The 12,291-nt window shown below is 64.7% G+C and carries 12 protein-coding genes; 5 read left to right on the top strand and 7 right to left on the bottom strand.

Annotation, left to right across the window (positions count from 1 at the left end; translation table 11 throughout):
- Positions 1-2: 2 nt before the first annotated feature.
- Positions 3-776 (bottom strand): enoyl-CoA hydratase/isomerase family protein, encoded by a 774-nt coding sequence (locus tag ACFYOW_RS21255; protein ID WP_387290360.1) that lies wholly within the window; start codon positions 774-776, stop codon positions 3-5.
- A 160-nt stretch (positions 777-936) separates the two neighbouring features.
- On the opposite strand from ACFYOW_RS21255, the gene ACFYOW_RS21250 reads away from it, so the two are divergent.
- Positions 937-2,316, top strand: coding sequence for an amino acid permease (locus ACFYOW_RS21250; protein ID WP_387290357.1), 1,380 nt, complete (start codon positions 937-939; stop codon positions 2,314-2,316).
- Between the two features lie 15 nt (positions 2,317-2,331).
- On the opposite strand, the gene ACFYOW_RS21245 is transcribed toward ACFYOW_RS21250, so the two are convergent.
- A complete protein-coding gene (locus ACFYOW_RS21245; RefSeq protein ID WP_387290355.1) occupies positions 2,332-3,222 on the bottom strand; it encodes a MurR/RpiR family transcriptional regulator in 891 nt (296 codons plus the stop codon).
- Positions 3,223-3,598: 376 nt separating this feature from the next.
- On the bottom strand, positions 3,599-4,531 hold the full coding sequence (locus tag ACFYOW_RS21240) for a helix-turn-helix domain-containing protein (protein ID WP_387290353.1): 933 nt from the start codon (positions 4,529-4,531) through the stop codon (positions 3,599-3,601).
- Between the two features lie 742 nt (positions 4,532-5,273).
- Between ACFYOW_RS21240 and ACFYOW_RS21235 the strand changes: the two genes are divergently transcribed.
- Together ACFYOW_RS21235 and ACFYOW_RS21230 are read left to right on the top strand one after the other, a co-directional pair.
- Positions 5,274-5,849 (top strand): hypothetical protein, encoded by a 576-nt coding sequence (locus ACFYOW_RS21235; protein ID WP_387290351.1) that lies wholly within the window; start codon positions 5,274-5,276, stop codon positions 5,847-5,849.
- A gap of 813 nt (positions 5,850-6,662) precedes the next feature.
- Positions 6,663-7,109: a phage tail protein gene (locus tag ACFYOW_RS21230; protein WP_387290349.1), complete on the top strand. Its 447-nt coding sequence runs from the start codon at positions 6,663-6,665 to the stop codon at positions 7,107-7,109.
- A gap of 85 nt (positions 7,110-7,194) precedes the next feature.
- On the opposite strand, the gene ACFYOW_RS21225 is transcribed toward ACFYOW_RS21230, so the two are convergent.
- From ACFYOW_RS21225 to ACFYOW_RS21215, 3 genes are read right to left on the bottom strand one after another with little or no spacing between them, the layout of a single operon-like run.
- A complete protein-coding gene (locus tag ACFYOW_RS21225) occupies positions 7,195-7,875 on the bottom strand; it encodes a GntR family transcriptional regulator (RefSeq protein ID WP_387290348.1) in 681 nt (226 codons plus the stop codon).
- Positions 7,862-8,593: a maleate cis-trans isomerase gene (locus ACFYOW_RS21220; RefSeq protein WP_387290346.1), complete on the bottom strand. Its 732-nt coding sequence runs from the start codon at positions 8,591-8,593 to the stop codon at positions 7,862-7,864. Before ACFYOW_RS21220 ends, ACFYOW_RS21225 begins: the two co-directional genes overlap by 14 nt.
- A 10-nt stretch (positions 8,594-8,603) precedes the next feature.
- Entirely contained in the window at positions 8,604-9,344 is a 741-nt protein-coding gene (locus ACFYOW_RS21215; RefSeq protein ID WP_387290344.1) for an Asp/Glu/hydantoin racemase, read from the bottom strand.
- An 85-nt stretch (positions 9,345-9,429) separates the two neighbouring features.
- Between ACFYOW_RS21215 and ACFYOW_RS21210 the strand changes: the two genes are divergently transcribed.
- Both ACFYOW_RS21210 and ACFYOW_RS21205 read left to right on the top strand, forming a co-directional pair.
- On the top strand, positions 9,430-10,395 hold the full coding sequence (locus ACFYOW_RS21210; RefSeq protein WP_387290342.1) for a D-2-hydroxyacid dehydrogenase: 966 nt from the start codon (positions 9,430-9,432) through the stop codon (positions 10,393-10,395).
- An 88-nt stretch (positions 10,396-10,483) separates the two neighbouring features.
- Complete coding sequence (locus ACFYOW_RS21205; RefSeq protein ID WP_387290340.1) at positions 10,484-11,875, top strand: amidase; 1,392 nt, start codon at positions 10,484-10,486, stop codon at positions 11,873-11,875.
- Here the strand turns inward: ACFYOW_RS21205 and ACFYOW_RS21200 are convergent.
- Positions 11,872-12,276, bottom strand: coding sequence for a MerR family transcriptional regulator (locus ACFYOW_RS21200; RefSeq protein WP_387290338.1), 405 nt, complete (start codon positions 12,274-12,276; stop codon positions 11,872-11,874). The two genes, ACFYOW_RS21205 and ACFYOW_RS21200, sit on opposite strands and share 4 nt — an antisense overlap.
- Between the last annotated feature and the right edge of the window lie 15 nt (positions 12,277-12,291).

The following is a 12,291-nucleotide window of genomic DNA, read 5'->3' as shown; positions in this document are numbered from 1 at the left end:
CGCTACTTTCCTTCGAAGACAGGGGTGCGGCGTTCGGCGAATGCGGCGACGCCCTCGGCCCAGTCCTGGGTGGCCATCAATTCCAGGAGCTCACGCTGCTCAGTGGTGAACGCGAGGTCGCCGGGATCATCTCGGTGCAGCGCCGCCTTCATCCGGGCCAGCGCGAGTGGCGCCTTCGCCGAAAGGGTTTCAGCGAGCGCTCGAGCCGACCCGAGCAGCAGATCCGTGGCTACTGCGGAATGCGCCAACCCCCAATCGAGTGCCTGCCGACCGGTGAATCGCTCTCCGAGGATCAGCATGTCCGTGGCCCTGCGCAGGCCGACCAGACGCGGGAGCCGGTTGGTCACGCCACCACCGACGAAGGTGCCGATGCTCACCTCGGGAAACCCCATCTGCGCGTCCTCGGCCATGACCAGGAAGTCCGCGCTGACGGCCAGTTCCGCACCGGCACCAAGGGCGTATCCGTTGACCGCCGCCACCACCGGGGTGCCCATCGTCTGGATCTGCTCGCAGGCGCGCTGGCCCAACTCGACGTAGCGCGCCTGCTCCGCGGGAGTCCTGGTGCCGGAGTTGTGCGCTTTCAGGTCGGCACCTACGCAGAACGCCCGTCCGGCACCGGTGAGGACGACACAGCGGATACCGGGATCGGAGTCGGCGGCATTCAGCTCGTCGACCAGCGTCCGGTACAGCTCCGCACTGACAGCGTTGAGTCGTTCGGGCCTGTTGAGTACGAGCGTTGCGATGGAACCGGATCTGCTCACCAGCACGGTGGACATGGGCCTCACTTCTTCCTCGGCGGGGTCGACGACTGAACTATGCCATAAATTTTGCATAGTTCACATGTTCTGCAATTGCTATTGCGTCGAACCGCCTGAGCGTGTTCTATGTCACTACTCGCTATCGGGCAGCGGCCCACGGTTCAGGGAAGAAGGCATCGTGCCTACCTCGGGAAATCTGAAGCACAGCATCAACACTCGGCAGCTGACGATGATCGGCATCGGTGGAGTGATCGGCGCCGGGTTGTTCGTCGGCAGCGGCAAAGCGATCTCCGCGGCAGGCCCGGGCATCGTCATCGTGTACCTACTCACCGGCCTGGTGATCATCCTGGTAATGCGCATGCTTGCCGAGCTGGCGACGGCCAGCCCGGAAACGGGATCGTTCTCGAGCTACGCCTCTCGTGAGCTCGGTACCTGGGCTGGACTGTCGGTGGGCTGGGTCTACGCCTATCACTGGTGTGTCACAGTCGCTTTCGAGGCCATTGCCGGCGCGGCCGTCGCCCATCAGCTCCTGCCGTCGGTGCCGACCTGGCTGTATTCCCTGATCTTCATGAGCGCCTTGACCGTCGTAAACCTCGCGGCGGTAACGTCTTTCGCGCGTTTCGAGTTCTGGTTCGCCATGATCAAGGTCGTCGCGATCGTCGCCTTCATCGCAATCGGCATCGCGGCCATCTGTGGCCTGCTTCCGCACTACCGGGCGCCGGGAACGGCCAACCTGCTCGGGCACGGTGGTCTGTTCCCGAATGGCGCGATGCCCTTGCTCGTGGCGTCGTTGACGGTGTTCTTCTCGTACTTCGGCACCGAGCTGGTAACGATCGCCGCGGGCGAGGCGCAAGATCCGGTCAGCGCGGTGCGCGCGAGCATGCGCAGCGTCGCCGGCCGCATCCTGATCTTCTACGTCGGCTCGGTACTTGTCGTCGTCACGCTATTGCCCTGGAACACAACACAAATCACGGAGAGCCCCTACACCGCGGTGCTGGACCAGCTCGGCATTCCCGGTGCGCGGACAACCATGAATCTGGTGGTACTCACGGCGGTGCTGTCGTGCCTGAACTCGGGGCTCTACTCGTCATCGCGGATGCTGTTCTCGCTCTCGCGCCGCGGTGAAGGCCCCCGCGTGCTGGGCAGGACCGCCCGCACCGGGGTTCCGGTCGCCGGTGTTCTCGCCGCTTCGAGCGCCGGATTCCTGGCGGTCGTGGCGAACTACTTCCTGCCCACCGGAGCGGTTTTCACCTTCCTGCTCAGCTCCTCCGGTGCGGTCGCGGTCGTGGTCTACCTGTGCATCTGCGCCACCCAGATCGTCGGGCGTCGCCGTAAGACCGCAGCGCAGATCGCTGCACTGCCTGTGCGGATGTGGGGCGCCCCGTACCTGTCCTACGCGGTCGGAGTCGTCCTGCTGGCCATCGTCGGTGGAATGGCCCTGAATTCCGGTACCCGTACGCCGCTCGCGCTGACCCTGCTGGTCACCGCTACCGCGGTCACTGCGGGCGTGATTCATCAGCGCCGGGCCGGTGCGGCCCAACTGGCCACGGCGGAGTAGGTGACCGCGCGGATGTCAATCGGGGACGTAGACACCGAACTCGCTCAACAGCTTTTCCTCCTCGAGCAGTGTCGGGCGCACTTCATGCCCAAGGACTTGTGCAACGGCACCCGTCATTGCCTGGGCGAGGGAGGTGAAGGCGGTCATCGATCGCAGGATGCCGGCGCTGGACGCATCGACGTAAAACGTATCGTGCGCCGACACCGCCAGCGGTGATACGGCGGTATCGGTCAACGCGATGACATGGGTACCGCGCTGGCGAGCCCACTGCGCGGCGCGAACAGTGTCGAGGCTGTATCGGTGGATCGACATCGCCACGAAACAATCGCCCGCACGCACCCGACGCAGTTCATCTGTCAGTGTGCCCGCAGTGGCATCGATCGCCGACACATCCTCGCGCAGCATCCGCAGCAGGTAGGTCAGCAGATACGCCGGAGCGTGGCATTTGCGCAGACCCATCACATGCACCCGGGGTGCGTGGGCCAGCCGATCGACGGCCGAATCCCACATCGCGTCGTCGATGCGCGCGAATGTGCGGGCGATATTCGCTTGATCCAGCGCCACAGTCTGTTCGCGCGTCCCGACACCTTCGGCGACGAGGTGTTCGAGGTTGTCGAAGCGCCGCAACAGCTGCGCTTGCTCCTGCAACCGTTCGCGACACAATCGCGTCAGCCCCGGGTACCCCTTCAGTCCCAAACCATTGGCAAAGCGCACGACCGTGGCCTCATTGACATCGACCGCGCTGGCGAGCTCGGAGACAGTCATGAACGCCACCGCCTCGGGATCCGACAGCACTCGCTGAGCCAGCTTCTTGTGCGCGGTGGACAGCGAATCCATCCGGCGGCGTATCTCGACTGCCAGTTCGTCGAAGCTCGCCGAACCCGTCGTCTCCGCGCTCGTATCCACCGAACCTCCTCCGCAACCTCGCACCGCTTGCCTTGCCATGCGGTCCTCTGTCAAGTTAGCCGACTCCGCTGATGGCTGGCGTTCGAGGCCGCGCTGCTTCACTGCCCAGAAGGTCAATGCCGTTACCGGTCGCCGGGACGCCACGTCCGCCGGTCGTGATCAAGAAAGGCTGTGGCCCGCTCGCTGAACTTCTCCCGAGTCGCCGCCACTGTGTGGCTCCGGGAGAGGCCGATCGAGAAATCGTCGCGTCTTGTTCTGCGATCCCGCACGACCTCACCGACGCGCCGACCTGAGCCGAACCACCAACGGCGGCGACGAGTTTCAGTGAAGGAAGCTGCGGGCAAGTCTGAGTGATATCGGCTACGGAGCCGCGCGCTTACTCCTCAGCTGCGCTCATGTCCGGGTCGATCCGGCGTAGTGCGGAGGCCAGCCACTCACTCTCGCGGTGTTCGGTCGGCATCGCGATCAGCCCGTGGGTCGCCTCCTCGACTGCTTCGGCTGTGTGCCCCAGCAGGGCCAGGACGCCGCCGCGTTGCACAGCCGCGAATCCGGTGCTCCACCAATACATCGACGCGGGGGGTTCCATGCCGTCGGCTGCTTCCGCTGCTGCGTCGGCCATGGTCAGTGCGTGCTGTGCTTCGCGCCTTTCCCCGTGCGCGGCCAGTAGTTCAGCTCGCCGCATTCGCCCGTAGGCGCTAACGATCGGGTGCGCGCCTGGTACCGCCAGGGCGGCGTCTGACAGGGCGATGACCTCGTCATAATTCCCCGCGCTCACCGTCACGTAGCCAAGGAAGCCCAGGCTGTGTGCAAGCCGGTCCGGGGCTCGGGACTCCTTCGCCAGGCTCACGGCCGTGCCGAGGCTACGCCGTGCGGCCACGTCGGCGCCGATCGCGTGTTCCAGCCATCCCCGGTACTGCGTGACCTCCGACGCGAGAGCCGCCGCTTCGGCCTGCACCGTGCGCGCCTCACGGGCAAATGCTTCGGTCATCGCCGACATGCCCCGCGCTGCGGGAAGTACCGACACAGCCCCGGCCGCGTCCTCGATTCGGCGCGTAGCCGCCAACATCACCGCCACGTCGGACAGGGCAGTGGTGTCGACGCCGGCTGGTGTTCGTGCCACGACTGTAAGCCGCTCCACGTCCGTGCCCAGCACCCTCTGGTAGGCGGCGGAGACACCGGCAGGTACCGGGCGCTGGCCGGTCTCGATCAGTGACAGGTACGCCTTGCTGTAGTAGCTCCGCTCGGCCATCGCGCGCAGCGAGATGCCTGCCGCTTCGCGAGCGGCACGCAGGAGCGCGCCCGGTTCCATAACTCCAGCCTAATGGGCTGGCGGGCTGTGGACGCCTGTGAACAGCGAAATCGTATGCGGCCCAGCCCTTGCCTCATAGCGTCGGTTCCAGCCCCGCCGCCGGGTCGACTGTTTCCTCGGCGGCGGGAGCTTGCCAACGACAGGGGAGGAAGGGCAGGGAATGCACGCGCTCGGATGGATTGACCCGATATCGCCGACACCCGAATGGGATTCGGCTCAGGTGCGTCGGTTGGGGTATCCGCTGCACTGGGCGGACCCGGGTTCTGTGCTTGGTCTGGCTGAGCAGGTCGAGTCATCGGGGGCTGATGTGGTGTTGCTACCGTCGTCGGCGCATGTGGACGCCGTGACGCTGGATCGTGTGATGGCTGTTGCCGATGTCGAATGTGCAACGCCGCGAGCGTCGTTCGGCCGCTGGACGTTGATGGGTGGGGTGCGCCGGTGAGCGCGGCTCAAGTCGGACTCGTATTCGTGATCGGCGTGCCTCTTGCGGTGGTCGCTGCGATGATCTTCTGGCCCTCCGACTTCGACGGATGAGATCATCGGTGTCGGCTGTGTTCGACGGTCGGTGCTTGCTGAACTTCTATATGCATCAGAGCCGAAAGTCCGTATGGCAGAGCGTGATACCGACCAGCCATACGGGAGTATGTGATTCACGGCGGATCTTGGACCCAGTGCTGGTTAGTCGCCGGTCGGGGTGACCCAGCCTTCGAAGGTGATGGCGAACGCGTCATATGATGCTGGCATGCTCGGCCAAGTTCTCGGAACCCTTTCGGGGGTGGCCGTAGGCGGCGCGCTCGCCTTCCTCGCCACATACGCCAACGAACGTGCCAAGTGGACTCGGAGCCACGCAGTGCGATGGGATGAGCGCAGGCTGGCCGCGTATGTCGAGTACTCGAACTGCGTTCGTCTGATGCAGGTGCTGGCAAATCGAATAGCCGTGTCCCGCAATCTTCCTGGCGACGGTGAACCATTGTCTGTGGATGAGGGCATCCCACTTCTGGCGGAAGCCGAAGCGGCACGCAGTCAACGATGGCAAGAGGTGCTTCTCTTAGGAGGTCCGCGGGCGATTGAAGTTGGGTACGAGCTGAATCGATGTTCATGGACCCTCGAGTGGTTCGCTCGCGGAAAGCTCACAGGCGGCGACGACTGGCGATTGGCATCGGCCGAGGCCTACCGGCTGCGTCGGAGGTTCGTTGCCGAAGCGAGAAAGGATCTCGGAGTTCCGGACCCGGATCGGCAAATGCCCGCCTGGATCGAAGACTGGACGCCCGAAATACTGTTGAGTTCGTTGCGGCAGCGAGCGACCGAAGGAGTCTGAAACTGCCTGGTGCAGTTCGGAGTTCGGCGATGTTATTGCCAGAGTCGCTGACAAGGCAGGGGCTGCAGGGCTTCTCGCATATCCTGGTCGATCAGAATTGTTGCCAGTTGCGTGGCGTGCACTGCCTTGGCGAAAGTGTGGGCTGCTATGGAGTCTGCCCAGTAGTGCAGGGACGGCCAACCCGGAAACTTTACTGTGACATGGCATTGCATTGCGTTACTCGGTGATGTGGTGGAGGTGCGGTGCGTGGTCCGAGGTCTGTAGTCGCATAGGGATGTTCGCTTGGGCGTAGCATCGGATTGGACTCGTGGTCCGATTGCGGGCATTCGGTGGGATCTACCCGTGCCAGCTGCGTACCGCGCTGACCGATGGAGATTGCTTTCTCCGGACCTGCTGGCCCGACCGGAGGGAACCTCCGACAGGTGGTAAGTACAGCGGTTCGCCAACTGGGTAGCCAGTAACAAGAAATCCAAAGTCTGACCCGGTTTGTCCGATTGTCTTCGTATGAACCTCCAAAATCACCCCCTGTATCGCCCGATCTGGGTGTTGCGATCGTGCACCGTTCTGTGCGCTGACCAGGGGTTTCTCGACGTAGCGCCACCGTCGCAATGGCACGCTACTTATCAGTGTCGGATAGGTCCGATCTGCTGCGGACCCGGCACGGATCGCCGCATGATGGGTGAGGTGGGTACAGCCCCACCGTTCTAGCCGAGTTCGTTGTGCTCTCCATGACGTAGACGATGGCGCGACAGTATGTGCAGGTCTCGCGGATAGCGAGGACTGTGCCGCGCCCCGACAGGCAAGGAGATTTCCATGGCTATCGGCGACACGATCAGCGGCTCCACCTTCGTTGTCGATCTGGGAAAGTTTCAGGTGGAAACGGTTGAGCAGATCAGTGGGCTATCGCTCGGGGAGGACGCGGTCGAAATCAAACAGGTGACTCCAGATGGCGAGGTGATCGTCGGGGAGCAGCCGGGCTCAGCGCGCAGTGGGGAGATCACGATTACTCGCGGGTTGGATCAGAGCAAGGTGTTCACCGAATGGATCTATACGACCATGACCATGCGAGATGTGGATGAGGCTCGCCAAGACATCACGTTGATGGTGCTGGACCCGAACAAGAAGCCGGTCAAGCGGGTGCACTTGGCGCGCGCCCGGGCGTCCGACTGGCGGGGGCCGTCGCTGGATGCCGGAGCGAACAGTCCGGCGACGGAAGCGGTGACGATCGTCTACGAGGACATCACGGTCGAGAACACCTGAATGTCGGCGCGGACCGAGCAGTAGGCGGTCATGATCGGCGGCTTCGCGGAGTGAACGATAGCCGGGCAGCACCCCGCCGAGATGTTCAGGTTGCCTGCTCACCGAGGTTGTATTGGTGGTGCAGGCGCTGGACCGCGTCGTCCATGTGCTCGACCAGCAACGTGCGCGCCCTGCGCCCTGTCCCCGAGCCGATCGCATCGCGTAGTTCGACGTGCTCTCGTGCTTGTTCACGCAGGTCCGGATACGTTGTTTGCAACGCCCCCAGGCACATTCGGGTTTCGATCAAAAGGGTGCGGGCGGCGCGGACCAGGCGGGGGCTGCCCGCGCTGTCGACGAGGGCTTCGTGGAAGGCTTGGTCGGCGTCGGAAACGCCTGCGGCGTTGCCGTTTTCGGCGTGGGCGCACATGGCGGTGACGCTGGGTTCCAAAGCCGCATGGGCAATATCTCGGCGGCCGTCGAGGATGAGGGCCAAGGCGCCGCCTTCGATGGCGGTTCGGGCGCGGTAGATGTCGACGACGTCGTCGATGGTCAGTTCGATGACGAAGATGCCGCGGTTGCGGATGCTGTACAGCAGACCCTCGGTGAGCAGGCGTTGCAGTGCTTCGCGGACCGGGCCGCGCGATACGCCGAATCGGGTTGCGAGGTCGGCTTCGCCGAGTTGGGCGCCGGGGGCGAGGTTGCCGCGCATGATCGCCTCGCGGAGCCGGTCGGCGATCATTTCCGCCGTCGACTGCCGGTTCACCGGCTCGAAATCAACGACCGACATGGATATGCCTTTCCGAGAAGAGAGAGCCGAGCACCCCGGATGCCACCGTGCTGCCGGTCAGTCGCAGGCCCTCCCAGATGGTGACCTGATTGGCCGTCAATACGATCTTGCCCAAGCGGGCCTCGAGTTCCGGCAGTACCCCGAGGGTGTGCATGGCGGTATCGGGGATAAGCAGCGCTTGCGCGTCGGGATGATCGTTGGCGGCCGCCAGCTCGCGCACCTGCTCGGCGGTCAAGGTGCCGACTTCCGCGGCGGTGTCGATACCGGCGCTGGAGAAGGCGACCACTTCGATTCCGGCATCGGCCAGAAACTCCACGAACAGCCGCGCTACCTCGTCCGGATAGCTCGCGGCGATCGCGACGCGGCGCACGTCGAGCGCCTGTGCTGCCGCGACAAAGGCGAGGCTGGTGCTCGAGGCTGGTACTCCTGCAGCCGAAGCCAGCTCGCGCACCTGCTCCCGCGCACCCCGCGGTCCGTATACGAAACTCCCTGAGGTGCAAGCCCAGACGACGGCGTCGGGCTTGTCCGATGCGAGCAGTGCGGCGCCGTGGCGCAGTTTGTCCGGACTGCCCAGATCGAGCAACTCCGGAATGGCGTGCAGATCGGTGCCATAGATGTGGGCCACCGGCAACCGCACGCCGAGCAGCGATGCGGCGAGTGGGTAGTCGTCCTCGGCCGCGTGGTCGGGGTAGATGAAACCGACGGTGGGTGCCTGCATGTTCTTCCAATCAGAAAACGTTGAGTAGCCACTTTCCCGGACCGGTCATCGGCAGCTTCATCCGGCCCAGGCAGGCCCACATGGTGAGCTGATTCGCGGTGAGTACGGGTTTGCCGAGCGCCTGTTCGAGCGGTTCGATGACGTCGTAGGTGGGCAGGTTGGTGCAGCTGACGAAGATCGCCTGGGCCTGCGGGTCGTCCGCGCCGACGATGCGTTCGGCGATGGTGCGGTAGTTGACCTTCCAGATGCCGCCGCCCAATCCCAGGTGGTCCGAACGGATTACGGTGCAGCCCGCCTCGGCGAGGAAGTCGTGCAGTTTGTGGGTGAGGATTTCGTCGTAGGGGGTGAGTACCGAGACTCTGCTGATGTCCAGATGCTGGATCGCCTCCACGAGCGCACCGGAAGTGGTGACGGCGTCCTGCGCTCCGGCCCGGCAGATGGTGTCGCGCAGTGACCTCTCATAGGCGAGCCCCCTGATGAAACTGCCCGAAGTACACAGGTAGGCAACGACTTCCGGCTCGACATGCATCACATCGCGCGTCGCCGCCGTCAGATGTACCGGGTTGGAGACCAGCTCGGCCATCGCCATCGAAACCGGCACCGGTTCATACGGCGTACGGGCCAGGTGCAGGCTGACGTCGAGCGGCGCCCAGCGCCAGAGTTCGCGTTCGAGTGCGAGGTCGAACGGTGCGATGATCCCGATCCCCCGCTGTGCAACGGGCCCTTCGATATCGGGAAAGCCGAATTCCAATGCGGCCCCTCTCGCGCTCAGCCGTCAGACCTCCGAGAACGATCGGATTGTTGACAATCATACGATGCGATTTTAGTGTGTCAATGTGGAACAGGGCCCGATTGTCACCGTCCTGCACAGTGACAGTGTGCCCGACGCGGACCTCATGGCCCCGGTGGCCGATCGAGCCGAGGTACGGTACACGGAAGCGCCCGGACTCGCCGACGCACTGCGCGGCGCCGACGCGTTGTTCGTCTACGACTTCCTCACTCGCGCGATCCCCGGGGCCTGGCACGCGGCCGATCGTTTGCGTTGGCTGCATATGGGTTCGACCGGGGTGGATCCGGTGATGTTCCCCGAACTTCGGGAAAGCGAGGTCGTGGTCACCAATACACGTGGCGTATTCGATACGGCCATCGCGGAATACGTCTTGGGGCAGATTCTCGGTTTCGCCAAGGATCTGTCCGGATCGCTGCGCTTGCAGCAACGGCGCGAATGGCGGCACCGCGAATCCGAACGCATTTCGGGCGCCTGCGTCCTGATAGTCGGAACCGGCTCGATCGGTCGTGCTATCGCGCGGTTATTGCGCGCGGCCGGTATGACCGTGCGGGCGGTGGGACGCCGGGCGCGGGCCACCGACCCGGATTTCGGCACCGTGAGCACCGACCTGCTCGCCGAACTTCCCATTGCCGATTACGTCGTCGCGGTCGCGCCGTTGACGCCACAGACCCGGGAAATGTTCGATGCCAAGGCATTCGCCGCGATGAAACCGCATGCGAGGTTTGTCAATGTGGGCCGTGGGGAACTCGTTGTGACCGACGACCTTCTCGCCGCACTCAGCACCGGATCGATAGCCGGGGCTGCACTCGATGTGGTGGATCCGGAACCGCTACCGGCGCGGCATCCGCTGTGGGATCTGCCGAATGTGCTTATTACTCCGCACAATTCGGGTGATTTCAGCGGCTGGCGAACCGAGGTCGTCACGGCGTTCACCCGCAATTTCGATAATTGGATCGCCGGCCGGACTTTGGACAACGTGGTCGATAAAGAGCTGGGGTACGTGCCCGGCTGAAGGAGCCTGCCGTGAGCGAACGAAGTGAGCGAACCATGTGCCAGCGCGCCTTGCGCATGCCGGAGCCGAGCGTTAGCGAGGCACAGGCATGAGCTATCCGGACAGCAATACGCAACCGGCCGCGATGACCGCCGTCGAGTTGGTCTCGGCCTACGCGGCCGGCACCCTGTCCCCGGTCGAGGCGACCGAGGCGATTCTGGAAGCCATCGCGGCGCGCGACGGTGAGGTGAATGCCTACTGTCTGGTCGATCCGGATCGCGCATTGGTGCAGGCGAAAGATTCTGAGGCGCGCTGGAATTCGGGTTACGCCCGCGGGCTGCTCGACGGCGTACCGATTTCGATCAAGGACATTTTCCTGACCGAGGGCTGGCCGACTCGGCGCGGCAGCACCTCGATCGATCCGAGTGGTCCGTGGCAGGTGGACAGCCCGGTCGCGGCCCGGCTGCGCGAGGACGGGATGGTGTTCCTCGGGAAGACGACGACGCCCGAAATCGCTTGGAAGGGGGTCACCGACAGCCCGCTGACCGGCATCACCCGCAACCCGGTCGATCCCACGACGACCTCGGGCGGATCCTCCGGCGGCAGCGCGGCGGCGGTGGCGGCGGGAATGGGTCCGGTGTCGGTCGGCACGGACGGCGGTGGGAGCATTCGCATTCCGGCCGCGTTCTGCGGCATCGTCGGTTTCAAGCCGACGCACGGCCGGGTCCCGCTGTATCCGGCGAGCCCGTTCGGTCCACTGGCACACGCCGGGCCGATGACCAGGACGGTCGAGGATGCCGCGCTGCTCATGGACATTCTGGCACTGCCCGATCCGCGCGATCCGACCGCGCTGCCGCCCACGGTGGCGACCTTCCGCGGCCAGATATCGCGTGAGGTGCGCGGACTCACTGTCGCCTATTCGCCGACGCTCGGTTATGCCAAGGTCGATCCGGAGGTCGCCGCGATCGTGGATGCGGCGGTACGGCGGTTGGCCGATGCCGAGCTACGGGTCATCGCGACAGATCCGGGTTTCGAAGACCCGCGCGACGCATTCGAAGTGCTGTGGGCGGCCGGTGCGGCGACCATGTTGGCGAAATTCCCGGACGGCGCGCGCGAGAAGGTGGACAAGGGACTGCGCGCGGTGTGGGAGCGCGGCGAAACCGTCAGTGCCGTCGACTATCTCGACGCCCGCGCGGTTGCCGCCCAACTGGGCATCACCATGGGTGCCTTCCATAACACCTACGACCTGCTGATCACCCCGACGATGCCGATCACGGCATTCGAGGCGGGGCACGATGTCCCGCCCGGCAGCGGGCTCGACGGTTGGCCGCAGTGGACGCCGTTCACCTATCCGTTCAATATGACCCAGCAGCCCGCCATCAGCATCCCCGCGGGCAAGACCGCCGCGGGGCTGCCGGTGGGACTGCAGATCATCGGACCGCGCCACTCCGATGATCTGGTTCTCGCGGTCGCCCGCTACGCCGAATACGTCCTGGGCTAAGTCGCGTCGTCGGGATTGGTCACCGAAGAGCACTGCAGTCGATCATCCAGGAGTCCCTGGAAACGCGGGCACGTCATGATGTCGTCGTACGGGCATTCGCCCTCGAGCATGTCGAGTGCGGCCTGCGCCCGGGCGATCCGAGCCAGCAGCCTCTCGCGCTGGCGGACCGTCACCTCGTGGCGGGCGGGTGCGGACCGGGCGGCCAGCATCGTCCGGATGTCGGCGAGTCCGAAGCCCGCCTCCTTCGAGATCAGGATCGCCGCCACCCGGTGCAGGTCCGCATCGGTGTAGCGGCGGCGGTCACCGACGCGGGCCGGTGTCAGCAGTCCTTCCGCCTCCCAATGTCGCAGCACATGTGTCGGCAACCCGAACCGAGCCGCCACCTCGCCGATTGACTTCATGTCGACATTAAGTCG

Origin of the sequence: Nocardia sp. NPDC006982 (genome assembly GCF_042869435.1) — a bacterium.
In the GTDB taxonomy this organism is placed as follows: domain Bacteria; phylum Actinomycetota; class Actinomycetes; order Mycobacteriales; family Mycobacteriaceae; genus Nocardia.
This window is presented reverse-complemented; position numbering and strand designations above follow the sequence as displayed.

Bases quoted from the DNA above. Each gene is read 5' to 3' on its own strand.
- ACFYOW_RS21255 (WP_387290360.1), bottom strand. From the start codon at position 776: ATGTCCACCGTGCTGGTGAGCAGATCCGGTTCCATCGCAACGCTCGTA.
- ACFYOW_RS21240 (WP_387290353.1), bottom strand. From the start codon at position 4,531: ATGGAACCGGGCGCGCTCCTGCGTGCCGCTCGCGAAGCGGCAGGCATC.
- ACFYOW_RS21235 (WP_387290351.1), top strand. From the start codon at position 5,274: ATGCTCGGCCAAGTTCTCGGAACCCTTTCGGGGGTGGCCGTAGGCGGC.
- ACFYOW_RS21230 (WP_387290349.1), top strand. From the start codon at position 6,663: ATGGCTATCGGCGACACGATCAGCGGCTCCACCTTCGTTGTCGATCTG.
- ACFYOW_RS21225 (WP_387290348.1), bottom strand. From the start codon at position 7,875: ATGTCGGTCGTTGATTTCGAGCCGGTGAACCGGCAGTCGACGGCGGAA.
- ACFYOW_RS21220 (WP_387290346.1), bottom strand. From the start codon at position 8,593: ATGCAGGCACCCACCGTCGGTTTCATCTACCCCGACCACGCGGCCGAG.
- ACFYOW_RS21205 (WP_387290340.1), top strand. From the start codon at position 10,484: ATGAGCTATCCGGACAGCAATACGCAACCGGCCGCGATGACCGCCGTC.
- ACFYOW_RS21200 (WP_387290338.1), bottom strand. From the start codon at position 12,276: ATGAAGTCAATCGGCGAGGTGGCGGCTCGGTTCGGGTTGCCGACACAT.